At 52.9% G+C, this 22,899-nt stretch carries 19 protein-coding genes; 13 read left to right on the top strand and 6 right to left on the bottom strand.

The window, feature by feature from the left end:
* The first annotated feature begins 87 nt into the window (after window positions 1-87).
* The 3 genes from phoA (at window position 88) to adrA (ending at window position 3,178) form a co-directional block, all read left to right on the top strand.
* Window positions 88-1,503: an alkaline phosphatase gene (gene phoA, locus NNO08_RS00835; RefSeq protein WP_271455971.1), complete on the top strand. Its 1,416-nt coding sequence runs from the start codon at window positions 88-90 to the stop codon at window positions 1,501-1,503.
* Between the two features lie 147 nt (window positions 1,504-1,650).
* Entirely contained in the window at window positions 1,651-1,971 is a 321-nt protein-coding gene (gene psiF, locus NNO08_RS00830; protein ID WP_048212462.1) for a phosphate starvation-inducible protein PsiF, read from the top strand.
* Between the two features lie 91 nt (window positions 1,972-2,062).
* Window positions 2,063-3,178 (top strand): diguanylate cyclase AdrA, encoded by a 1,116-nt coding sequence (gene adrA / locus NNO08_RS00825; protein ID WP_271441123.1) that lies wholly within the window; start codon window positions 2,063-2,065, stop codon window positions 3,176-3,178.
* A gap of 14 nt (window positions 3,179-3,192) precedes the next feature.
* On the opposite strand, the gene proC is transcribed toward adrA, so the two are convergent.
* The gene (gene proC / locus NNO08_RS00820; protein WP_048212460.1) at window positions 3,193-4,002 is read right to left on the bottom strand and encodes a pyrroline-5-carboxylate reductase; all 810 of its coding nucleotides are present in this window, start codon (window positions 4,000-4,002) and stop codon (window positions 3,193-3,195) included.
* Between the two features lie 189 nt (window positions 4,003-4,191).
* Between proC and NNO08_RS00815 the strand changes: the two genes are divergently transcribed.
* The 4 genes from NNO08_RS00815 (at window position 4,192) to ppnP (ending at window position 6,689) form a co-directional block, all read left to right on the top strand.
* A complete protein-coding gene (locus NNO08_RS00815; protein WP_101741820.1) occupies window positions 4,192-4,647 on the top strand; it encodes a YaiI/YqxD family protein in 456 nt (151 codons plus the stop codon).
* A 184-nt stretch (window positions 4,648-4,831) separates the two neighbouring features.
* Complete coding sequence (aroL, locus tag NNO08_RS00810; RefSeq protein WP_137384660.1) at window positions 4,832-5,377, top strand: shikimate kinase AroL; 546 nt, start codon at window positions 4,832-4,834, stop codon at window positions 5,375-5,377.
* Window positions 5,378-5,655: 278 nt separating this feature from the next.
* Window positions 5,656-6,333, top strand: coding sequence for an AroM family protein (locus NNO08_RS00805; RefSeq protein WP_271455970.1), 678 nt, complete (start codon window positions 5,656-5,658; stop codon window positions 6,331-6,333).
* 71 nt (window positions 6,334-6,404) lie between these two features.
* A complete protein-coding gene (ppnP, locus tag NNO08_RS00800; RefSeq protein WP_003021477.1) occupies window positions 6,405-6,689 on the top strand; it encodes a pyrimidine/purine nucleoside phosphorylase in 285 nt (94 codons plus the stop codon).
* A 93-nt stretch (window positions 6,690-6,782) separates the two neighbouring features.
* Here ppnP and rdgC read toward each other — a convergent pair whose 3' ends face one another.
* Complete coding sequence (gene rdgC, locus NNO08_RS00795) at window positions 6,783-7,694, bottom strand: recombination-associated protein RdgC (RefSeq protein ID WP_137384658.1); 912 nt, start codon at window positions 7,692-7,694, stop codon at window positions 6,783-6,785.
* Window positions 7,695-7,785: 91 nt separating this feature from the next.
* On the opposite strand from rdgC, the gene mak reads away from it, so the two are divergent.
* Window positions 7,786-8,694 carry a fructokinase gene (gene mak / locus NNO08_RS00790; RefSeq protein ID WP_271455969.1) on the top strand — a complete coding sequence of 303 codons (909 nt, stop codon included), beginning with the start codon at window positions 7,786-7,788 and terminating at the stop codon, window positions 8,692-8,694.
* Between the two features lie 4 nt (window positions 8,695-8,698).
* Here mak and araJ read toward each other — a convergent pair whose 3' ends face one another.
* The 3 genes from araJ to sbcD all read right to left on the bottom strand — a co-directional run bounded on the left by araJ (window position 8,699) and on the right by sbcD (window position 14,405).
* Entirely contained in the window at window positions 8,699-9,868 is a 1,170-nt protein-coding gene (gene araJ / locus NNO08_RS00785) for an MFS transporter AraJ (RefSeq protein ID WP_137384707.1), read from the bottom strand.
* Between the two features lie 194 nt (window positions 9,869-10,062).
* The gene (sbcC, locus tag NNO08_RS00780; protein WP_271455968.1) at window positions 10,063-13,206 is read right to left on the bottom strand and encodes an exonuclease subunit SbcC; all 3,144 of its coding nucleotides are present in this window, start codon (window positions 13,204-13,206) and stop codon (window positions 10,063-10,065) included.
* Window positions 13,203-14,405 carry an exonuclease subunit SbcD gene (gene sbcD, locus NNO08_RS00775; protein WP_271455967.1) on the bottom strand — a complete coding sequence of 401 codons (1,203 nt, stop codon included), beginning with the start codon at window positions 14,403-14,405 and terminating at the stop codon, window positions 13,203-13,205. The genes sbcC and sbcD overlap by 4 nt, the downstream gene beginning before the upstream one ends.
* Before the next feature lie 189 nt (window positions 14,406-14,594).
* Between sbcD and phoB the strand changes: the two genes are divergently transcribed.
* The 5 genes from phoB (at window position 14,595) to malZ (ending at window position 21,770) form a co-directional block, all read left to right on the top strand.
* Window positions 14,595-15,284 carry a phosphate response regulator transcription factor PhoB gene (phoB, locus tag NNO08_RS00770; protein ID WP_003021496.1) on the top strand — a complete coding sequence of 230 codons (690 nt, stop codon included), beginning with the start codon at window positions 14,595-14,597 and terminating at the stop codon, window positions 15,282-15,284.
* A 50-nt stretch (window positions 15,285-15,334) separates the two neighbouring features.
* Window positions 15,335-16,630 (top strand): phosphate regulon sensor histidine kinase PhoR, encoded by a 1,296-nt coding sequence (gene phoR / locus NNO08_RS00765; RefSeq protein ID WP_137384654.1) that lies wholly within the window; start codon window positions 15,335-15,337, stop codon window positions 16,628-16,630.
* Between the two features lie 407 nt (window positions 16,631-17,037).
* The gene (gene brnQ / locus NNO08_RS00760) at window positions 17,038-18,357 is read left to right on the top strand and encodes a branched-chain amino acid transporter carrier protein BrnQ (RefSeq protein ID WP_040232748.1); all 1,320 of its coding nucleotides are present in this window, start codon (window positions 17,038-17,040) and stop codon (window positions 18,355-18,357) included.
* A gap of 81 nt (window positions 18,358-18,438) precedes the next feature.
* Entirely contained in the window at window positions 18,439-19,812 is a 1,374-nt protein-coding gene (proY, locus tag NNO08_RS00755; protein ID WP_271455966.1) for a proline-specific permease ProY, read from the top strand.
* Window positions 19,813-19,952: 140 nt separating this feature from the next.
* The gene (gene malZ / locus NNO08_RS00750; RefSeq protein ID WP_271455965.1) at window positions 19,953-21,770 is read left to right on the top strand and encodes a maltodextrin glucosidase; all 1,818 of its coding nucleotides are present in this window, start codon (window positions 19,953-19,955) and stop codon (window positions 21,768-21,770) included.
* Here malZ and NNO08_RS00745 read toward each other — a convergent pair.
* Window positions 21,764-22,666 (bottom strand): LysR family transcriptional regulator, encoded by a 903-nt coding sequence (locus NNO08_RS00745; RefSeq protein WP_271455964.1) that lies wholly within the window; start codon window positions 22,664-22,666, stop codon window positions 21,764-21,766. The genes malZ and NNO08_RS00745 overlap by 7 nt on opposite strands.
* Window positions 22,667-22,899: the final 233 nt, after the last annotated feature.

Genomic DNA, 22,899 nt, shown 5'->3' with positions numbered 1-22,899 from the left:
GTCCACGAATTATCATAAAAGTGTCACATCAAATACTTATAGTCGCTTTGTTTTAATTTTACCGTATTTGTACATGGAGAAAATAAAGTGAAACAAAGCGCACTCGCTATTGCCCTGTTACCCTTGCTGTTTACCCCGGTTATTTATGCAGAAACATCTACCGTAGTGGTTATGGATAATCGTGCCGCACAGGGAGATATCACCACTCCGGGTGGCGCACGTCGATTAACGACTGATCAAACGGCAGCACTACGAGATTCTCTGAGCGATAAACCAGCCAAAAATATTATTTTATTGATCGGCGATGGTATGGGGGACTCGGAAATTACCGCTGCGCGAAATTATGCTGAAGGCGCGGGTGGTTTTTTTAAAGGTATTGATGCGTTACCCCTGACCGGACAATACACGCACTACGCGTTGGATAAAAAAACGGGTAAACCTGACTATGTGACCGATTCTGCAGCTTCTGCGACGGCATGGACGACCGGGGTTAAAACATATAATGGTGCGCTGGGCGTTGATATTCACGAAAAAGATCACGCCACTATTCTGGAAATGGCCAAAATTGCCGGTCTGGCGACAGGCAACGTATCCACTGCTGAATTGCAGGATGCCACCCCCGCCGCGCTGGTTGCGCATGTGACGTCGCGTAAATGTTACGGTCCGAGCGTCACCGCTGAGAAATGCCCGACGAATGCGCTGGAAAAAGGCGGTAAAGGGTCAATCACCGAGCAATTATTGAATGCCCGTGCTGATGTTACGCTGGGCGGCGGGGCAAAAACCTTTGCTGAGAACGCTGCAGCGGGCGAGTGGCAGGGTAAAACGCTGCGTGAGCAGGCTCAAGCTCGTGGTTATCAGATGGTCAGTGATACCGCGACGCTGGCAGCCATTACCGAAGCGAATCAGGATAAACCGCTGTTAGGCTTGTTCTCTGACGGCAACATGCCGGTACGTTGGGAAGGGCCAAAAGCGTCTTACCACGGTAACCTTGATAAGCCAGTCGTGACCTGTACGCCAAATCCAAAACGCAACGACACGGTGCCAACGCTTGCCCAGATGACGGATAAAGCGATTGAGTTATTAAGCAAGAATGAAAAAGGCTTTTTCCTGCAGGTAGAAGGCGCGTCCATCGATAAGCAGGATCACGCCGCAAACCCGTGCGGCCAGATTGGTGAAACGGTCGATCTGGATGAAGCCGTACAACGTGCGCTGGCCTTCGCGAAGAAAGACGGCAACACGCTGGTCGTCGTGACCGCTGACCACGCGCATGCCAGCCAGATTGTTGCGCCAGACACCAAAGCCCCAGGCCTGACTCAGGCGCTGAATACCAAAGATGGCGCGGTGATGGTTATCAGCTATGGTAACTCGGAAGAGGAATCACAGGAGCATACTGGCAGCCAACTGCGTATTGCTGCCTATGGCCCGCATGCGGCGAATGTGGTTGGCCTGACCGACCAGACCGACCTGTTTTACACCATGAAAGCGGCGTTAGGGCTGAAGTAACCTGCTATTTGGTCACTTAATTTTAAAAATGAGGTGGCTATTTCTGCGTCAGCAACCAGACTTACTACACGTCATCCTTCAAGCAGCCAACATCGAGGTCGCTTGAAAGGTGACGTGTAGAGTGAATACTCACAACAGGATGGTGCTATGAAAATAACATTGCTCGTTACCCTATTATTTGGCCTGGTTTTCTTAACTACCGTCGGCGCTGCCGAGAAGACGTTAACCCCGCAACAACAGCGTATGACCACCTGCAACCAGCAGGCGACGGCGCAGACCTTAAAAGGGGATGCCCGGAAGACATATATGAGTGATTGCCTGAAAAACAGTAAGTCTGCGCCTGATGAAAAGAGTCTGACGCCGCAGCAGCAGAAAATGCGTGAATGCAACGTTCAGGCAACAGAGCAGTCGCTGAAAGGCGACGATCGTAAAAAATTTATGAGCGCTTGCCTGAAAAAAGCTGCGTAATACATACGGGTGAGCGGATAAAATCGCTCACCCGAAATATCATACTTCCGCCGTCAGACCCCTTTCTATAATTTGGGAAATTTGTTTCAGAATATTCCCAAATACGATGAATGATGAAAACTTTTATCAAAAGAAGGCCGTACCGAATGAAGCATTTATATCGCTTCATCAAAACGACCACCAACGTTCCGGTCTGCGATTTGCCCGACGGATAAGACTGCCTCGCGCAGTCGGGCTAGGGGGAATGTTTTTCCCCATCGCGTCGGTATTAGTCTCGCAACCCATAACCGGAGGTTGGTGGCTATTACTGGTGGGATGGGCGTTTGTCTGGCCACACCTGGCGTGGCAGTTGGCGAGCAAAGCGGAAGATCCGCTGTACAGTGAATTTACGAATATTAAAGCCGATGCGATCCTCGCTGGCATGTGGATGGGGATCATGGGGGTAAACCTGCTGCCATCCACGGCGCTGTTGATGATTATCTGCATCAACCTGATGGGCGCAGGTGGGGTGCGATTATTCATCGCTGGCGTCGTGTTGATGGTGGTTTCATGCCTGGTGACGCTACAGTTAACGGATATTCCGGTCGTGTTTAGCAGTACGCAACTGAGCGTGCTGTTGTCGCTGCCGGTACTGGTGATTTATCCGCTACTGTTTGCCTGGGTTAGCTACCAGACGGTGATCAAATTGGCGGAGCATAAACGCCGCCTGCAGGTAATGAGTACGCGGGATGGAATGACCGGAGTTTATAACCGGCGCCATTGGGAGCTACTGCTGCGCAATGAATTTGATAATTGCCGTCGTCAGCAACGTGATGCCACGCTGCTTATTATCGATATCGACCATTTTAAGAGCATCAATGATACCTGGGGTCATGACGTTGGGGATCAGGCGATTGTTGCGCTGACGCGTCAGTTGCAAATGACGCTGCGCGGCAGTGATGTGATTGGGCGTTTTGGTGGTGATGAGTTTGCGGTAATTATGTGCGGTACACCTGCAGCCAGCGCAATCGCGGCGATGTCGCGCGTCCATGAAAGACTTAGCCAGTTACGCTTGTCCTGTGCTCCGCAAGTAGCCCTGCGGATTAGCGTCGGTGTTGCTCCGCTGACTTCTGAAACAGAGCACTATCGGGAATGGTTGAAGTCAGCGGATATGGCGCTTTACAAAGCAAAGAATGCCGGACGTAACCGTACTGAAGCGGCGGCCTGACGTCCGACTTGCACTCAGGATTTGCTGAGTTTCTCTGATTGTTCCATGCACTTAACCATCGCTTCGATGACTGACGAACGGAAGCCGCGTTCTTCGAGGACGCGCACTGCCTCAATGGTGGTCCCGCCAGGCGAGCACACCATATCTTTCAGTTCTCCGGGATGTTTACCCGTTTCCAGTACCATCTTCGCCGAGCCCATGACCGCCTGTGCCGCGAATTTATAGGCTTGTGCGCGTGGCATGCCGCCCTGAACGGCGGCATCCGCCATGGCTTCGATAAACATAAACACATATGCCGGGGCTGAACCGCTGACGCCAACGACCGGGTGAATCATCGATTCTGCGATGACTTCGGCTTCGCCAAAGCAGCGGAAAATATTCAACACATCAGCAGTATCTTCCGGTGTTACCAGCGCATTTGGGGTGACGGACGTCATTCCTGCATTGACCAGTGACGGCGTGTTAGGCATTGCGCGGATAATTTTACGGTCATGACCCAGTGCGCGGGCGAGCTGATCGAGGGTGACGCCCGCCGCGATGGATACCACCAGAGAATCTTTGTTCAGGCTGGAGGTGATTTCACTCAGCACCTTAATCATGATACCTGGCTTCACGGCGCCAAAGACAATATCTGCGATTTGCGCGACTTCTTGCGCAGACTGCGCCGCATTTATGCCGTACTGATCGTGCAGTGCTGCGACTTTATCGGGAGAGGGGGTATAGACCCAGATTTGTCCGGGGAGTACCTGGCCGCTGGCGATCAGGCCGCCAAGAATCGCTTTACCCATATTACCGCAGCCGATAAAACCAATTTTCTTGTCCATCTTGTCACTCCCTATGCGTGATATTCATTGTTTTATACCCGTTATTCTTCAATTCACTTGAATTATTTAGGGTAAATCTGGGAAAGCTAAGCTTAGCGCGGAATGAAGGCGTTCAGAAGGAGAAACAGCGCTTTGCCTGAAAGTAAAAGCACGAGACAATGTGCAATTGCACATGTGTCTGGAGGTGTTATGACGATTTGGGTGGATGCGGATGCGTGTCCGAATGTGATTAAAGACATTTTATATCGGGCTTCCGAGCGAATGCAGATGCCGCTCATTTTGGTCGCCAATCAGAGTTTGCGCGTTCCGCCTTCGCGTTTTATCCGCACCTTACGTGTTCCGGCCGGGTTTGATGTCGCCGATAACGAAATTGTGCGCCAGTGCAGCGCGGGAGACTTGGTTGTCACGGCGGATATTCCGCTGGCCTCTGAAGTCATTGAAAAAGGCGCTGCGGCACTCAACCCACGCGGTGAACGCTATACCGAGGCGACGATTCGTGAACGCCTGACGATGCGTGATTTTATGGATACGCTGCGCGCCAGCGGGATCCAGACCGGAGGGCCTGACAGCCTTTCGCCGCGTGACAGGCAACATTTTGCGGCTGAACTGGACAAGTGGTGGCTGGAAGTTCAACGTAGAAAATAACAACTGTAATTTATTTTTTACACTTTCTTCGTTGTGAATTCTTGTTATAGTAGGGTTTAATCGATTTTATCGCCTTATTGGAATTTATTCTTTACACTTTGGCGATGTACTAGTTTGATGGTATGATTATAACTTTAACAGCATCAGATCCCGCTTATCTGCGGTTCTCTGGGGAACTTCTGTGATGACACAACCGCTTTATCTTGTTGGCCCCCGGGGGTGTGGTAAAACGACAACCGGTATGGCGCTGGCGAAAGCCATCGACTTTCAGTTCGTTGATACCGATCGCTGGTTGCAATCACACGTGCAGATGACCGTGGCTGAAATTGTTGAAAGAGAAGGATGGGAAGGTTTTCGTGCCCAGGAAACGACCGCCTTGCAGGCCGTTACGGCCCCCTCAACCGTCGTGGCGACTGGCGGCGGTATTATTCTTACTGAATATAATCGTCACTACATGCGTAGTCACGGCATGGTCATCTATTTAAACGCACCGGTATCGGTACTGGTAAACCGCCTGGAAGTGGCGCCTGAGGAAGGATTGCGCCCGACGTTAACCGGCAAGCCATTAACCGAAGAAGTGCAGGAAGTTCTTGAGCAGCGCGATGCGCTGTATCGTGAAGCGGCGCATTATATTGTTGATGCGACGAATGAACCTTCGCAGGTTGTGGCCGATATTCTTGCGATACTGTCGCAAGCCCGGTCACGGCTACAGGGCGGAGCTTATTGTTAAGGGCTGCCCGATATAGACCGACCTTTCCACGCTATCCCAGGCGCGCAGACAAATTATCTGTCCTCTGCCAGAGCGTGCCTGTATCACAATTTTCGAACCTCCCGGTATACCGCGGAAAGTGAAAATTAAGCGATAACAATATAGTACTGGAATGATTTGGAATCTTTACACTATGCATCGCCGATCTGCTGCTACGCTTTTGAGCATTTGTAGCGCAGGTCAGCACCCGGCATTTGTCCGGAAATTCACGGCAAAGTAAGAAGACGGTGGAGCAACAAATGAGTACGTCGTTGGCTATCCTCACGATTGGTGTTGTGCCGATCTGTGAGGTGTTACCGCTCCTGACGGAATATATCGATGAACAACACATTACTCACCACAGCCTGCTGGGACAGATGCGGCGAGAAGATGTGATGGCTGAGTATGCAGTATCGCCCGGCGACGAGTCGTTATTGACGCTGCTGAGCGACCATCAACTGGCTCATGTCTCGCGCCAGAAAGTCGAGCGCGATTTGCAAAGTATTGTTGAAGTGCTGGATAACCAGGGGTTTGACGTTATTTTGCTGATGAGCACGGCCTCAATTTCCCGCCTGACGGCCCGCAATAGTATCCTGCTGGAGCCTTTACGAATTATTCCTCCCCTGGTGGCCTCCATTGTGGAAGGGCATCAGGTTGGGGTGATTGTGCCGGTCGCCGAATTGCTCCATGCCCAGGAACAAAAATGGCAGGTGCTACAGACGCCCCCCGTCTATGCCGTGGCAAACCCGATTCACGGTTCTGAACAACAGCTGATTGATGCCGGAAAAGATCTGCTTGAGCAAGGCGCGGATGTGATCATGCTGGATTGTTTGGGTTTTAACCAACGCCATCGTGATTTACTGCAAAAGTCGCTGGATGTCCCGGTTCTTCTGTCTAACGTACTGATTGCCCGACTGGCATCCGAGTTGCTCGCTTAATTTTGCGTGACAGCTACAACGTCAGGCCCCTATATTGGTTATCAACTTAATCACGAGATAGGGCCAGTTGTATGCTTCAAAGTAATGAATACTTTTCCGGCAAAGTAAAATCGATTGGTTTTACCAGCAGCAGTACTGGCCGCGCCAGCGTTGGCGTTATGGCGGAAGGTGAATACACCTTTGGTACGGCGGCACCTGAAGAGATGACGGTGGTAAGCGGTGCGTTAAATGTGTTACTGCCGGGGGAAACAGAGTGGAAAGTGTATGCCGCAGGGGACGTGTTTAACGTACCGGGCAACAGCGAATTTCATCTGCAAGTGGCAGAGCCAACATCCTATCTTTGCCGCTATTTGTAATTGTTTAGTGCCTGATAGTACTCACTTATCTGGCCTACGCCTATTGTAGGCCAGATAAGTCGTAAGGGGTGACCTCAGGCAATACGACGTCACTTAGCGCTGTGCTTCGCCGCCTAATCCTTCCACCAGGCTTTTAATCAACGCGGCCAGTTCACCCGTCATCAGGATGAAATCGGCATCAAAACGTTGAGCATAGTCTTCACGGTCGATGTCTTCATTTTGATCGCGCAGTTCATCGCTGAACTTCAGACGCTTAATGGAACCGTCGTCGCACATGACAAACTGAATACGCTGCTGCCAGTCGAGCGCCAGCTTGGTGACCAGTTTGCCTGCTTCGATGTGTACGGCAATTTCATCGCAAACCAGATCCTGTTTCTTCGCACGGATCACGCCACCATCTTCCAGCATCGCTTTCAGTTCGGCTTCATCCAGTAACTGGAAACCTTGCGCCGTCGTGCCGGAACGGACCCATTCGGTCAGCGTCAGTTCGATTGGGTTTTCCATCGTCAACGGGACAACCGGCAGTGAACCGAGGCTTTTACGCAGCAGTGCCAGCGTGTCCTCTGCTTTCTTTGCGCTGGCACAGTCGACAATGATCAGGTCATTGACGGTGTCGATCCACATCATTGTCTGGCTGAAGCGGCTAAAGGCGCGCGGCAGCAATGAGTGCAACACTTCATCTTTCAGCGAGTCTTTTTCGGTCTTTTTGAGCTTGCGACCCTGCTCAGCTTCCAGTTTGGCTATTTTTGCTTCCAGCGCCTGTTTAATAACCGGCGACGGCAGAATTTTTTCTTCTTTGCGGGCGCAGATAATAATTTGGCCATTGGCGGTATGCGTTAATGCATCGCTGTGCGATCCCATCGGCGGCACCCAGCCCATTTTTGCCATATCCTGGCTACCGCAAGGGGTGAACGTCATTGATGCCAGCTGTTTTTCCATCTCTTCGGCACGCAAAGAAACATCGCGGCTAAGACGGTAAACCATTAAATTTTTGAACCACAGCATGATAATTTCCACGGCCTTGTCGTTAAATCCAGCGGGCATGATAGCGAATTGTCGCTATGCTTGCATTGTTAATCGGGAAGAGGAGTAAACCGTGCGTATAGGTATCGATTTAGGCGGTACGAAAACGGAAGTTATCGCGCTTGGCGATGCGGGTGAGCAGCTTTTTCGCTATCGCCTGCCGACGCCGCGTGATGATTATCGACAAACCATAGAAACCATCGCCGCGCTGGTGGAGATGGCGGAAAAAGCTACCGGGAAGACGGGCACCGTGGGGATGGGCATTCCCGGTTCAATTTCGCCTTATACCGGGGTGGTGAAAAATGCCAACTCAACCTGGCTCAATGGACAACCCTTTGACAAAGACCTGAGTACGCGACTGAACCGTGAGGTCCGCCTGGCAAACGATGCTAACTGCCTGGCGGTGTCTGAAGCGGTCGATGGCGCAGCCGCGGGAGCGCAGACCGTGTTTGCGGTGATAATTGGTACCGGCTGTGGTTCCGGTGTGGCGCTCAATGGCCGGGTACATACCGGTGGTAATGGCACGGCGGGCGAGTGGGGGCATAATCCACTGCCGTGGATGGATGATGATGAGTTGCGCTATCGACAAGAGGTGCCTTGCTATTGCGGTAAACAAGGCTGCATCGAAACCTTTATCTCAGGGACGGGTTTTGCCACTGATTATCATCGCCTGAGCGGAAATCCGCTAACAGGCAGTGACATTATCCGTCTGGTAAACGAACAGGATGCGCTGGCGGAACAGGCGCTGAGTCGGTACGAATTACGCCTGGCGAAATCGCTAGCGCATGTGGTGAATATTCTCGACCCGGATGTCATTGTGCTGGGCGGGGGAATGAGCAATGTCGACAGGCTGTACCAAAACGTTCCGTCACTGATTAAGCAGTTTGTTTTTGGCGGTGAGTGTGAAACGCCTCTGCGCAAGGCGTTACACGGTGACTCCAGTGGTGTGCGCGGCGCGGCCTGGCTGTGGCCGCAGGCATAAACGTTTACGTCGCGGGTGCAACCTGTTGCACACCGCGCTTCAGACGACCATAGATCAGCAGTGATGACATCGCGGAAAAAGACAGTAGCGCCGCAGGGATCGTGACGTAGTTGTAGGCAAAGCCCAGCGTCAACATTAAGCCGCCGAAGTAAGCGCCAATAGCGCTACCCAGATTAAAGGCCATTTGCCCTCCGGCCGCGCCCAGCAGTTCACCGCCCTTTGCGTTTTGCAGCAGTAAAATTTGCAGCGGTGCTGATAGCGCAAATAGCCCTGCACAGCAAATAAAGGCAAACGTCAGCGAGGCGGCTTTGATGCCGCCGAATGCAAACAGCAGCAGCAGGGCCACTACAATCACAAAATCGGTTACTACCGCAATGCGTAGCGGCGTGTAGCGACCAGACAGTCGTCCGCTCAGCAAGTTGCCCAACACCATCCCCAGCCCAACCAGCATCATGATGAAAGTCATCAGCGTTTCGGAGAAACCAGAGATGTACATCATGTAGGGTTTTACGTAGCTGAACCAGGCAAAAACACCGGCGTTCCCAAACATGGTGGCGGAGAAAATGAGCCACGGTGCGGGACTTTTCAGAAAGTGAAATTGCTCGCGTAGCCTGCCTTTTGCTTCGTCGCGGAGGTTGGGTACCCAAAACATAACCGACAGAATAACGGCGATGTTAAACACGGCAATCAGCAGGAACGTGTAGCGCCAGCTAAACGTCTGACTCAGCCAGGTGCCAACGGGAATGCCAATCAGATTGGCGACGGTCATGCCGGAAATCATACCCGCTACGGCAGCGGTGACTTTACCAGGACGCGCCAGCTTTGACAGGATAATCGCGCCGACGCCAAAAAATGCCCCGTGTGGAAACCCGGAGACCAGCCGACCTACCGCCAGCATAAAATAGCTGGAAGAGAGGGTGAAGATGGCGTTACCGACCACACACAGCGTGACCAGAAACAGCAGAATATGCTTGAGCGAAAAACGATTGGAAAACACGGCAATAATGGGGGCGCCGATGACAACGCCAAAGGCGTAAAACGAAATCATATGGCCAGCATCGGGAATGGAAATGCCCACGTCACGCGCCAGTTCGGTTAAGACGCCCATAATGCCAAACTCGGCCATGCCCAGCCCAAACGTCCCGAGAGCTAAAGAGAAAATGACTTTTTTCATACTACCTGCCAACAATAAAGACGCAGGATGTGCGCCACAGCGTCGAATGCTCGCCGCCAATAAAGGGATAGCTTGCGGATAAGAAAAAGGGATTGCCATTTCATATCCGTCTTTGTGTATTCACGATCGTGCTATGTATTATGCCGGATGATGCTTACGCATATCCGGCCCGTGAATCCACATCCGTTGGTTGATTACTCCACCGCAAACATCTTATCGAGTTTGCTGTAACCTAATCCGTTGATTTTTTTAACCTTGATCTGCACCGGAATCCGTTCTTTCATCGCTTCGACGTGACTGATGACGCCAATGGTCTTGCCGGTGGCGTTCAGGGCATCCAGCGCGTCGAGGGCGGTATCCAGCGTTTCGCTGTCCAGCGTGCCGAAACCTTCATCGAGGAACAGAGAGTCAATGCGTGTTTTGTGACTGACCAGGTCGGACAGCGCCAGCGCCAGCGCCAGGCTCACGAGGAAGCTTTCGCCGCCGGAGAGCGTGCGGGTATCACGCACGGCATCGGCCTGCCAGGTATCCACCACTTCGAGTTCCAGCGCCTCACTGGCCTTGCGTTGCAACAGATAGCGACCGTGCAGGCGGGTCAGCTGATTGTTGGCCAACCAGACCAGGTTATCCAGCGTCAGTCCCTGCGCAAATTTGCGGAATTTATCACCTTCTTTCGAGCCGATCAGCGCATTCAGGTAGCCCCAGTCTTCGACCTGCAGTGAGGCCTTTTCAATCTCTTGCATCAGGGTCTGCTGCTGCTGGCGGTTTTCGGCATCCTGCCTGAGCTGCTGGCGAATTTCGCCCTGGCGCGTAGTGTTGTCCCGCAGTTGTTGCGTGAGCTGTGCCAGTGCATCGCGAAGATAGTCCACGGTGAGTGTGAGATCCGCGCCGACAGGCGGTTGCTGCTGATGCGTTGCCAGCGCCTGCTGAGCCTGGTTAAGCAGCGTTTGCGCTTGTTGTAGCTGGCCTTCCAGCGACTGCTTAAGCTGCTCAAGATGGTTAAATGCTTCTTCATCCAGCAGGGCGGCAAGGAAGGCGTCGCGATCGTCAAAAACACTGGCCTGCAATGCGCTATCAAACTGTGCCTGAATTTCTGCTGCGCGTTGAGCTTCCTGTGCTTCCTGTTGTTGCAGCGACTGCCACTGGCCCTGTAATGAGAGGCAGTCATCGTGCACCTGCCGCCAGTTTTCCAGCGCCAGGCTTTCTGTTGTTTCTTCATTTGTGCCGGTTTCGGGCAATGTTTCCAGCAATGGTACAAGCTGTGCCATTTTCGCCTGGAGCTCGGTCAGCTCATTCTGGCGACGTTGCCACACCTGCGCTTCGCCCGCACGTGCGTTAAGCCAGGCGGTGATCTCGTCATCGGCAGGAAGTGACAGACCGTAGCGGGCTAATTCAGCCAGAAGCGTCGTCTGCCGCTGTTCAATATGCTGCTGAAGCTGGATTATCTGTTCGGAATGCGCAGTAATTTGTGCCTGCAGGGCATGACGCAGGCTCAACTGGTGAAGCTGTTGTTCGTGTTCCTCCTGGGCTGCAAGCCAGGGGGCGATATCATCCTGCGGTTGTAACGTTATGTTCAGATGGGTAGTCAGCGCCTGCCACTCTTGAGTAAGTGCTTGCTCCTCCTGAGAAAGCGTCTGTACCTCGCGTTCATCGCGCTGTAGCTGTTGGGTTATCGCGTCGAGCTGTCCGCGTAGCGTTGACCCCTCATCGGCCAGCGTTTTGACCTCTTTTTCCAGGGCTTCACGCCGGGTCTGATTCACGCTCAGTTCGAGCGTTTGATAGCGCTCAATCGCCGGATGCGCGGTGGAGCCGCAAAGCGGACAAGGCTGTCCGGATTGCAGTAAAGCACGCTGGCTTTCCAGATCTTTAATCCGTGCTTCCTGCTCGCAGAGCGTTTTTACATCAGTCAGATGCTGATTTTTATCTTTATAACGCTGACGTTTTTCGGCCAGGGCCGCGTTGCGTTGCGCTTGCTCCTGCTGGCGCTGCTGAATTGTGGTGCGTAGCTGTACCAGCTGTTTTTGTTTCGGCGCAATTTGTCCATGCAGATTGCTCAGTTGCTGGCGTATTGGGCGCAACTGTGAGTGCTGCGCCAGCGCTACCGTGACCTCTTGCGCGCTAAGGGCCAGCGAGGGAAGCGGCAGTGCATCCAGCTTGCGCACATCGCTGTCGCGGAGTTTTTGCCACTGACGTAACTGCTCGTTAGCGTCAGATTGCTGTGCCAATAGCGCTTTCCATCCCGCCAGTTCGCTGCTCCATAAGCGGAAACGGTCATGTTCGTTCAGCCAGTCGGTTAGCGTCTGCTGTTCGGTGAGCAGGGTCGCCGACTGTTTTTGTGCCTGCTGACGGATGCGCCCACGCAGCGCTAAGCTGCTTTGTAAGCGAGCATTCACTTCCTGAATATTCTGTCGTGTTCGGCTGAGCGTGGCGGATTGTTCCTGAATTCGCTCCCAGTGCGGACGCAACGCTCTGGCGGGATGTGCCAGGCTAAGTGTCGCCAACTGCGGTTGCGCTTTTTCTTGCGCCTCTTTTGCGGTCTGTAAGGCTTGCTGGTGGCGGCTTATTTCTGCCTGAAGCTCATTTTGTCGGATGAGCCAATTGAGATGCTGTTGCTGAATTTGCTGACGGGTAAGATGCTGTTTTTCTTCGTCAGTAAGTACCTGCAAACTTTCTGTCAGGGACTGCACCTGCTCTGCGGCGAGCAAGGCTACACCGCTGGCCTGCGCCTGTAGCTTTTCCAGCTCTGTGCGCGCCGCTTTATGTTTTTCGAACACCATGGCGGAGATTTGTCCATAAATCTCGGTCCCCGTCAGTTCTTCCAGTAGCTCGGCGCGTTCTTTCGGTTTTGCATTGAGAAAAGCAGCGAACTGCCCCTGAGACAGCAGCATAGAACGGGTAAAGCGTCCGTAGTCCAGACCAGTAAGTTCGGCGGTCATTTCCAGCTTGTCTTTAACTTTATCGGCGAGAATTTTGCCATCCGCGCAGCGAGCCAGTTCGACACGCGGAACCTGCAGGTTACCTTCCGGTTGATTGCGCGCGCGGTTCTGACTCCAGAATGCGCGATAGGCTTCGCCTCTGACTTCGAATTCAACTTCGGCCAGACATTCCGCCGTGTCGCGGGTCATCAGGTCATTTTGCGACTGCGAGACGGTATTGAGTCGTGGTGTTTCGTGGTACAGCGCGAGGCAAATCGCGTCCAGCAGGGTGGTCTTCCCGGCACCGGTTGGACCGGTGATGGCAAATAGCCCGTTGCTGGCAAAAGGCTCTGCCGTGAAATCAACTTTCCATTCCCCTTTCAGGGAGTTGAGGTTTTTTAGACGCAGGCTGAGAATTTTCATGCTTCGGTCTCCCCGGCGAACGTGTGTAAGGTTCTGCTAAACAGGTGATTCAGACGCTCACGCTGTGGATCGTCGAGTTCTTCCAGTGCCAGACGGCGGTCAAACACCTCCGTCACGCTCAATTCACTCAACGTTTCGCGCCGTTCATTGGCCATGATGCGCTCGCGTTGTTCACGACTACGCCGCACCAATAAGACTTCTACCGGTAAGTCTTCGGTCAGGGCCTGGATTTTGCGCTGCATATCGTGCAGATAGTCATCGGTCGCGATTTCTATATCTAGCCACACCGGCGGTTCATGATGCGTGCCACGCCATTGTTCCAGCTGTGCGCTAATCGTCGCTAAATCGCCTTTCAACACGGCAAGCTGTTGGGTTACTGGCACGATGAGGTTTTCAACGGTGCTCAGCTTACCGTTTTCAAAGCTCACCAGGTGGACACATTTGCTTTTGCCGCACTCGTCAAAACTGAGTGCAATTGGCGAGCCACAATAGCGAATATGTTCTGTACCGCCGATGACCTGTGCCCGGTGAATATGTCCCAGCGCGATGTAATCCGCTGGTGGGAAGTTTTGTGCCGGAAAAGCATCCAGCGTCCCAATATAAATATCACGTACGGCGTCACTTTTACTGGCGCCGACGGTGGTCAGATGCCCTGTCGCAATAATCGGCAGATTCTGCTCGCCACGCAGCGCGCAGGCGTCCTGATATTGCTGTTGGTAATAGTCGGTGATTGCACCTAATAAATGCTGCTGTTTTTCGTGACCGGTTAGCCCCGCCTGGCTGGTAATGATGTCACGTGGACGTAAAAAAGGAACCGGACAGAGGATCGCGCCCGGCGTGCCGTCGCGTTGAGGGAGCACTTGCGGCGTGTGGCCCGCGCTGGCCACAACGGTGGTGTTGAGGAACGCCAGAATATCGCGGGATTCATTGAGTGTGGCAACGGAGTCATGGTTTCCTGCCAGCACGACCAGATGACAGCCCGTTTGCTGTAGATTGACAACAAAACGGTTATACAGCTCGCGGGCGTAGCTTGGCGGTGAACCGGTATCAAAAATATCACCTGCCACAATAATGGCATCCACCTGATGGGATTGTGCCGTTTCCAGCAGCCAGTCGAGAAAGGCCTGGTGTTCAGCGGCGCGGCTCTTGCTGTAGAAATTTTGGCCCAGATGCCAGTCAGACGTGTGGAGGATGCGCATAAGAGTTCCATGACAAAAAACGATGGCGGAGATTATAACCTTGCAAGGGCGGTAATATCTTGTTTCCGGGCTGTCATAATTCGCCTGGCTGCGTTAAACCTGGACTATCTTTTCATAAATCTGTCATAAAAGTGACGCATAATGCCACGGTATTGATGGCAAACGATTTAATTATAAACAGGGCAAATCATGGCGAGACGTATTCTGGTCGTAGAAGATGAAGCTCCAATTCGTGAAATGGTCTGCTTCGTGCTCGAGCAAAACGGTTTTCAACCCGTAGAAGCCGAAGACTATGACAGTGCTGTGAACCAACTTAATGAACCCTGGCCGGATCTCGTCCTGCTTGACTGGATGCTTCCCGGTGGCTCGGGTCTACAGTTTATTAAACACCTCAAGCGGGAAGCGATGACGAGGGATATCCCCGTGATGATGCTGACGGCGCGCGGTGAAGAAGAAGACCGTGTGCGGGGTCTGGAAACCGGCGCGGATGACTATATTACTAAGCCGTTCTCTCCGAAGGAGCTGGTGGCGCGTATTAAAGCCGTCTTACGACGTATTTCCCCCATGGCGGTGGAAGAGGTTATCGAGATGCAAGGGCTGAGTCTTGACCCTACCTCGCACCGTGTGATGACCGGTGAGGACCCGCTGGATATGGGGCCTACCGAATTCAAATTGCTCCATTTCTTTATGACTCATCCTGAGCGTGTCTACAGCCGCGAGCAATTACTCAATCATGTGTGGGGAACCAACGTATATGTAGAGGACCGGACGGTCGATGTGCATATTCGCCGGTTGCGTAAAGCGCTGGAGCATAGCGGACACGATCGTATGGTGCAGACGGTACGCGGGACGGGATATCGCTTTTCGACCCGCTTCTGACTGCAGGTAATAAGAGCCTGAGGGATTAGGCTGTAAATGGAGTAAGACGTTTGCTTGAACGATTGTCATGGAAAAGGCTGGTACTGGAGCTGATCCTCTGCTGCATACCGGCTTTTATCCTTAGCGCTTTTTTTGGTTATCTACCCTGGTTTTTACTGGCGTCGGTAACGGGCCTGCTTATTTGGCATTTCTGGAATTTATTGCGTTTGTCCTGGTGGCTGTGGGTCGACAGGAGTATGACGCCTCCACCGGGTCGTGGCAGTTGGGAGCCACTGCTCTACGGCCTGCATCAAATGCAGTTGCGTAACAAAAAGCGCCGTCGCGAATTGGGCAACCTCATTAAACGCTTTCGCAGCGGTGCCGAATCTCTGCCCGACGCAGTGGTACTGACCACTGAAGAAGGCGGGATTTTCTGGTGTAACGGACTGGCACAGCAGGTTTTAGGGTTACGCTGGCCGGATGATAGCGGGCAAAACATTCTTAACCTGCTGCGCTATCCGGAATTTACGCTGTATCTGAAAACACGCGACTTTAGTCGGCCAATTAATCTGGTACTCAACACCGGACGGCATCTGGAAATTCGTGTAATGCCCTACACCGATAAGCAATTGCTGATGGTGGCGCGTGATGTTACGCAGATGCACCAGTTGGAAGGTTCCCGACGTAACTTTTTCGCCAACGCCAGCCATGAGCTGCGCACGCCGCTGACGGTGTTGCAAGGTTATCTGGAGATGATGCAGGAGCATCCGCTGGAAGGGACGACGCGAGAAAAAGCGCTGCATACCATGCGTGAGCAAACCTACCGTATGGAAGGGCTGGTGAAGCAGTTGCTGACACTGTCGAAAATTGAAGCCGCACCGGCGATGATGCTCAATGAAAAGGTGGATGTGCCGATGATGCTGCGCGTGGTTGAACACGAAGCACAGACGCTGAGCCAGCATAAACACACGTTTACTTTTGACGTTGATAGCCAACTGAATGTGCGGGGCAACGAAGAACAACTGCGTAGCGCAATCTCAAACCTCGTGTATAACGCAGTGAATCACACGCCTGCGGGAACGCATATTACCGTACGCTGGCAGCATGTGGCGTCGGGAGCGGAGTTTAGCGTGGAAGATAACGGTCCGGGGATTGCTGCTGAGCATATTCCACGTCTGACTGAGCGTTTTTATCGTGTAGATAAAGCACGATCCCGACAAACGGGGGGGAGCGGATTAGGACTGGCGATTGTGAAGCATGCCCTGCATCATCACGACAGCCGTTTGAATATCGACAGCACCCCAGGCAAAGGGACACGATTTAGTTTTGTGCTCGCGGAACGTTTAATTGCCAAAAATAACGGTTGAAACGTATTCGTAAGCTTATCTTTCCAAAAGCCAGCGCAAGCTGGCTTTTTTTGTTGCAGTCAATAAATAGATCCTGAATTTTACGACGTTTGATTGTTTTTTGTTCGCATGATTACCCATGTCTTTTTCCCGGGAATGGTGTTTTGTGCTAGCTCAATTTTTCATATCGCTATATTGTTCTGGTTTTTAGATCCCACCTTGCTTTAAAACGTTATAAGCGTTTAAATTGCGCATCAAATGCTGTCATACCGACTGCATTTACGCGGTAAATCGAAAAACTATTCTTCGCCGCGCCAGGCAGGGAGAATTTCCCGCTGGAATTGCTTAAAAATGCCGCTGTATCATCCCGCAGGGAAAGGCAGAAAATTAAACGTTTTCAACACCACATCCACAGGCAGTAAGACTTTATGACCCATCAGTTAAAATCGCGCGATATTATCGCTCTGGGATTTATGACATTTGCACTGTTCGTTGGTGCAGGTAACATTATTTTCCCCCCAATGGTTGGTTTGCAGGCAGGCGAACACGTCTGGACCGCAGCCTTTGGCTTCCTGATTACCGCCGTAGGCCTTCCGGTACTTACCGTGGTCGCACTGGCGAAAGTGGGCGGCGGCGTGGACAGCCTGAGCACGCCTATTGGTAAAGTTGCCGGTCTGCTGCTGGCTACCGTCTGCTATCTGGCCGTGGGGCCATTATTCGCCACGCCGCGTACTGCAACGGTTTCGTTCGAAGTTGGGATTGCGCCGCTGACCGGTGATTCCGCGCTGCCGCTGTTTATCTACAGCGTGGTGTACTTCGCGATTGTGATTCTGGTGTCACTGTATCCCGGCAAACTGCTGGATACCGTGGGCAACTTCCTTGCTCCGTTGAAAATTCTGGCACTGGTTGTGCTTTCCGTGGCGGCGATTGTCTGGCCAGCGGGCCCTATCAGCAATGCGATGGAAGCCTATCAAAACGCAGCTTTCTCGAATGGTTTTGTGAACGGCTATCTGACGATGGATACGCTGGGTGCGATGGTATTTGGTATTGTTATTGTGAACGCAGCTCGTTCGCGTGGCGTTACCGAAGCGCGTCTGTTGACCCGTTACACCGTCTGGGCGGGTCTGATGGCGGGCGTGGGTTTAACGCTGCTGTACCTCGCGTTGTTCCGCCTGGGTTCAGACAGTGCGACGCTGGTCGATCAATCTGCTAACGGCGCGGCAATTCTGCATGCGTATGTTCAGCACACCTTCGGTGGTGCAGGCAGTTTCCTGCTGGCGGCGTTGATTTTCATCGCTTGTCTGGTAACTGCGGTTGGCCTGACCTGTGCGTGCGCTGAGTTCTTCGCACAGTATGTTCCACTGTCTTATCGTACGCTGGTGTTTATCCTTGGCGGCTTCTCGATGGTGGTCTCTAACCTGGGCCTGAGCCATCTGATTCAGATCTCTATTCCGGTGCTGACGGCTATCTATCCGCCATGTATCGCACTGGTTGTATTAAGCTTTACCCGCTCATGGTGGCATAATTCTTCCCGCGTCATTGCACCTGCGATGTTTATCAGCCTGATTTTTGGTATCCTTGATGGCATTAAAGCTTCTGCAATTGGCGATGTCTTACCAGCCTGGACCCAGCGTTTACCGCTGGCAGAACAAGGGCTGGCGTGGTTGATGCCAACAGTCGTGATGGTGGTCCTGGCCGTTATCTGGGATCGCGCAGCGGGTCGACAAGTGACCTCCAGCGCACACTAATATCACTGACAATAAGTTTTAACCACGGGGCTATTAATATGGCCCCGTGGTTTTTTTATTGTGTTAACAGGTTAGGAATCGATGGAAAGTAATAACAAGCTAAAGCGTGGGCTGAGCACCCGGCACATTCGCTTTATGGCATTAGGTTCAGCAATTGGTACCGGGCTGTTCTACGGTTCAGCCGATGCTATCAAAATGGCGGGGCCGAGCGTGTTGTTGGCCTATATTATCGGTGGCGTCGCGGCGTACATTATTATGCGTGCACTGGGCGAAATGTCAGTCCATAACCCCGCAGCCAGCTCTTTCTCGCGCTATGCGCAGGAAAACCTCGGACCGTTGGCTGGCTACATTACCGGCTGGACCTACTGTTTTGAAATCCTGATTGTCGCCATTGCCGACGTGACAGCCTTTGGTATTTACATGGGCGTCTGGTTCCCGGCCGTACCGCACTGGATTTGGGTACTCAGCGTGGTGCTGATTATCTGCGCCATTAACCTGATGAGCGTGAAGGTGTTTGGTGAGCTGGAATTCTGGTTCTCGTTCTTCAAAGTCGCCACCATCATCATCATGATTGTTGCTGGTTTCGGCATTATCATTTGGGGGATTGGCAACGGCGGACAGCCTACCGGTATCCATAACCTGTGGAGCAACGGCGGCTTCTTCAGTAACGGCTGGCTCGGCATGGTGATGTCGCTACAAATGGTGATGTTCGCCTACGGCGGGATTGAGATTATCGGGATTACCGCGGGTGAAGCAAAAGACCCGGAAAAATCTATTCCGCGTGCCATCAATTCTGTCCCCATGCGCATTCTGGTGTTCTATGTGGGGACGCTGTTCGTCATCATGTCTATCTACCCGTGGAACCAGGTGGGTACCGACGGCAGCCCGTTCGTTATGACATTCCAGCACATGGGCATTACCTTTGCAGCGGGCATTCTCAACTTTGTGGTTCTGACTGCGTCGCTGTCAGCCATTAACTCTGATGTATTCGGTGTAGGCCGTATGCTGCACGGTATGGCGGAGCAGGGCAGTGCCCCGAAAATGTTCGCCAAGACGTCGCGTCGTGGCGTGCCGTGGGTCACGGTGATGGTGATGACTATCGCGCTGCTGTTTGCGGTGTATCTTAACTACATCATGCCGGAAAACGTCTTCCTGGTGATCGCCTCTTTGGCAACGTTCGCCACGGTTTGGGTGTGGATAATGATCCTGCTGTCGCAGATTGCTTTCCGTCGTCGTCTGCCGCCGGAAGAGGTCAACGCGCTGAAGTTTAAAGTACCGGGTGGGGTAACGACGACCGTTGTTGGCCTGATATTCCTGGTCTTTATTATTGCGCTTATCGGCTATCATCCGGATACCCGCATTTCGCTGTACGTCGGCTTTGCGTGGATTGTCCTGCTGCTGGTCGGCTGGGGATTCAAGCGCCGCCGCGAGCGCCAACTGGCTGAAGTACAGTAATTTGTTTGCCGGGTAAGACAGTGTCGACGCCCGGCAACATCTCCTCCCCCGTACTCCTCCCCCAATAAACGTTAAGATGATGAGTGATCCTGCACTTCGCTATGGCAAGGTGTCGTCATTATCATCAAAGGGGATACGTGATGTTGAACGCCTGGCACCTTCCGGTTGCCCCATTTGTGAAGCAAAACAAAGATCAACTGACGATTACGTTATGGCTGGCAGGGGAAAATCCTCCTCAGCGGGTGACGCTACGCGCAGAAAACGATAACGAAGAGATTTCGCTAGCTATGCACAAGCAGCGTAGCCAACCGCACCCAGGTGTCACCGCGTGGCGTGCGGCGATCGATCTTACCCGCGGGCAGCCCCGCCGACGCTATAGCTTTAAATTACTGTGGCTCGATCGCCAGTTGTGGTTCACCCCGCAGGGATTCAACCGCTTTCCGCCTGCGCGTCTGGAGCAGTTTGCCGTCGATGTACCGGATAATGGTCCACAGTGGGTAGCCGATCAGATTTTTTATCAGATTTTCCCGGATCGCTTTGCCCGCAGCCAGTCGCGTGAAGCGGGCCAGGATAACGTCTATTATCACCACGCTGCTGGACACGACATCGTGCGGCGCGAGTGGGACGAGCCGCTTACGGCTCAGGCCGGTGGTTCGACGTTTTATGGCGGAGATTTGGACGGCATCAGCGAAAAGCTGCCGTATCTGAAGACGTTAGGGGTCACGGCGCTGTACCTGAATCCGGTATTTACCGCGCCGAGCGTACATAAATACGATACTGAAGATTATCGCCATGTCGATCCGCAGTTTGGCGGCGATCGGGCGTTGTTGCGCTTGCGGCAGAACACGCAACGGCAGGGGATGCGGCTGATTCTGGACGGTGTCTTTAACCATAGCGGCGACTCGCACGCCTGGTTTGACCGGCATAATCGCGGGACGGGTGGAGCGTGTCATAATCCGGATTCCCCCTGGCGTGACTGGTACCATTTCTCTGATGATGGGGTTGCGCTGGACTGGTTGGGGTACTCAAGCCTACCCAAACTGGACTTTTCCTCTGACAGCCTGGTGAATGAAATTTATCGTGGCGAAGACAGTATTGTTCGCCACTGGCTAAAAGCACCGTGGAGTATGGACGGCTGGCGACTGGATGTCGTGCATATGCTGGGCGAAGCGGGTGGCGCACGTAACAACTTACAGCATGTCGCCGGAATTACGCTGGCGGCGAAGGAAACCCAGCCAGAGGCGTATGTGGTGGGTGAACATTTTGGCGATGCACGCCAGTGGTTGCAGGCCGATGCGGAAGATGCCGCCATGAACTATCGCGGCTTTACTTTCCCCCTCTGGGGATTCCTCGCCAATACCGATATTTCATACGACCCACAATCTATTGACGCTCAGACCTGTATGGCGTGGATGGATAACTACCGTGCGGGGTTGTCGCATCAGCAGCAGTTGCGGATGTTTAATCAACTCGACAGCCACGATACCGCCCGCTTTAAATCGCTGCTGGGTAAAGACGTTGCACGGTTACCGCTGGCGGTGGTGTGGCTGTTTACCTGGCCTGGCGTGCCCTGTATTTACTACGGTGACGAAGTGGGGCTGGACGGGAATAACGATCCATTTTGCCGCAAGACGTTCCCGTGGCAGCCTGAACATCAGGACGCTAACCTGCTGGCGTTGTACCAGCGACTGGCAAAATTACGCCACCAGAGCCAGACGTTACGCCATGGTGGTTGTCAGGTGATTTACGCCGAGGATAACGTGGTGGTATTTGTACGCGTACTAAACCGCCAGCGCGTGTTGGTGGCGATCAATCGCGGTCACGCTTGTGAAGTCGTGCTGCCAGCCTCACCGTTGCTCAATGTCAGTCAATGGCAACACCAGGAGGGCAAGGGCCAACTCGTCGATGATATCCTGACGCTGCCCGCAATATCGGCTTCAGTCTGGATGAGTCATTGATACAAGCGCGCAATTTCCTCACAGGCCAGCAGCGCGTCTCGCCACCAGCGCTGCGCCAGTCCTTCGCTACTATTGCGCCATGCCATATAGGCGACGTCTTTTTGACGAAATGAGATAACCGTCTTTTCCACCAGTTCACCGCTGGCAATCCATGGGCTGGCAATGTGGCGGGGGAGAAATCCGCAGCCCATTCCCGCCCGCAGCAGCATCACCTTACTGTGGAAATCATCGACGCGAATCTGCGCCTGTTCATCCATCAGGTTAGTCTGTAACGGGTGGCAAAAGCGAGCGCTGTCGCTGATAACAATCGCCCGGTGCAGGCACAATTGCTCGTTCGTCAGGTCATCAGGCACGCTCGCCAGCGGGTGTCCTGGGGCGACGACAAAGACATTGTCCAGCGTGCCGAGCATTTTGTAGGACCAGGCTGCGGATGTGGGCGGTTCATTAATTGCGCCGAGGATAATATCCGCCCCGTTATGGGTCAGTTCTTCCCATGAACCCGCCAGCGTATGGTGGGTGAAGTTGAGACGAGTTTGTTTATTAAGTGCATGAAATTCATCAATAATGGGTAGTAATGTGGCAAAGGGGAAGGAGTCATCGAGCGCGATTGCCAGCTCCTTTTCCCAGCCGGAACTTAGCTGTATTGCTTGCTTTTCGAGATCTTTTGCCGCACTCAGCAGCAGACGCCCCTTTTCCAGCATCATCCGTCCGGTGTCGGTGAATTTTGCCCGGTGTCCGGAACGGTCAAGCAACTCGATGTTCAGATCGCTTTCCAGCTTCTGAATCATATAGCTGAGTGCTGCAGGTGTTTTAAATAGCGATTCGGCCGCTGCGGCAAAAGAACCGTGCTTGTCGAGTGCATCGAGGATCAGCAGAACATCCAGATTGAGGCGCATAAGCAGAAAATATCCTGATAATTAAACCCCTCTGTTGTACCGAACGACGAAAAACAATGCCAGTGAATAAATTAGATGAGTCATGTGTATTTTTTTGATGATGACCGGGATATATCGCAACGTGAAATAATTAATTTCACGGGATGGTAAGTTTTCTTTAATAACTCGTTAGAAATTTCCCGCTATACTCAACAAGCTTTCTGATTCAGGATCCTGCTGCTGACGGCAGATAC

The organism is Citrobacter sp. Igbk 17 (genome assembly GCF_028069775.1).
Taxonomy (GTDB): Bacteria; Pseudomonadota; Gammaproteobacteria; order Enterobacterales; family Enterobacteriaceae; genus Citrobacter.
The sequence above is the reverse complement of the archived record's forward strand: the minus strand, read 5'-3'. Positions and strand labels throughout refer to the sequence as shown.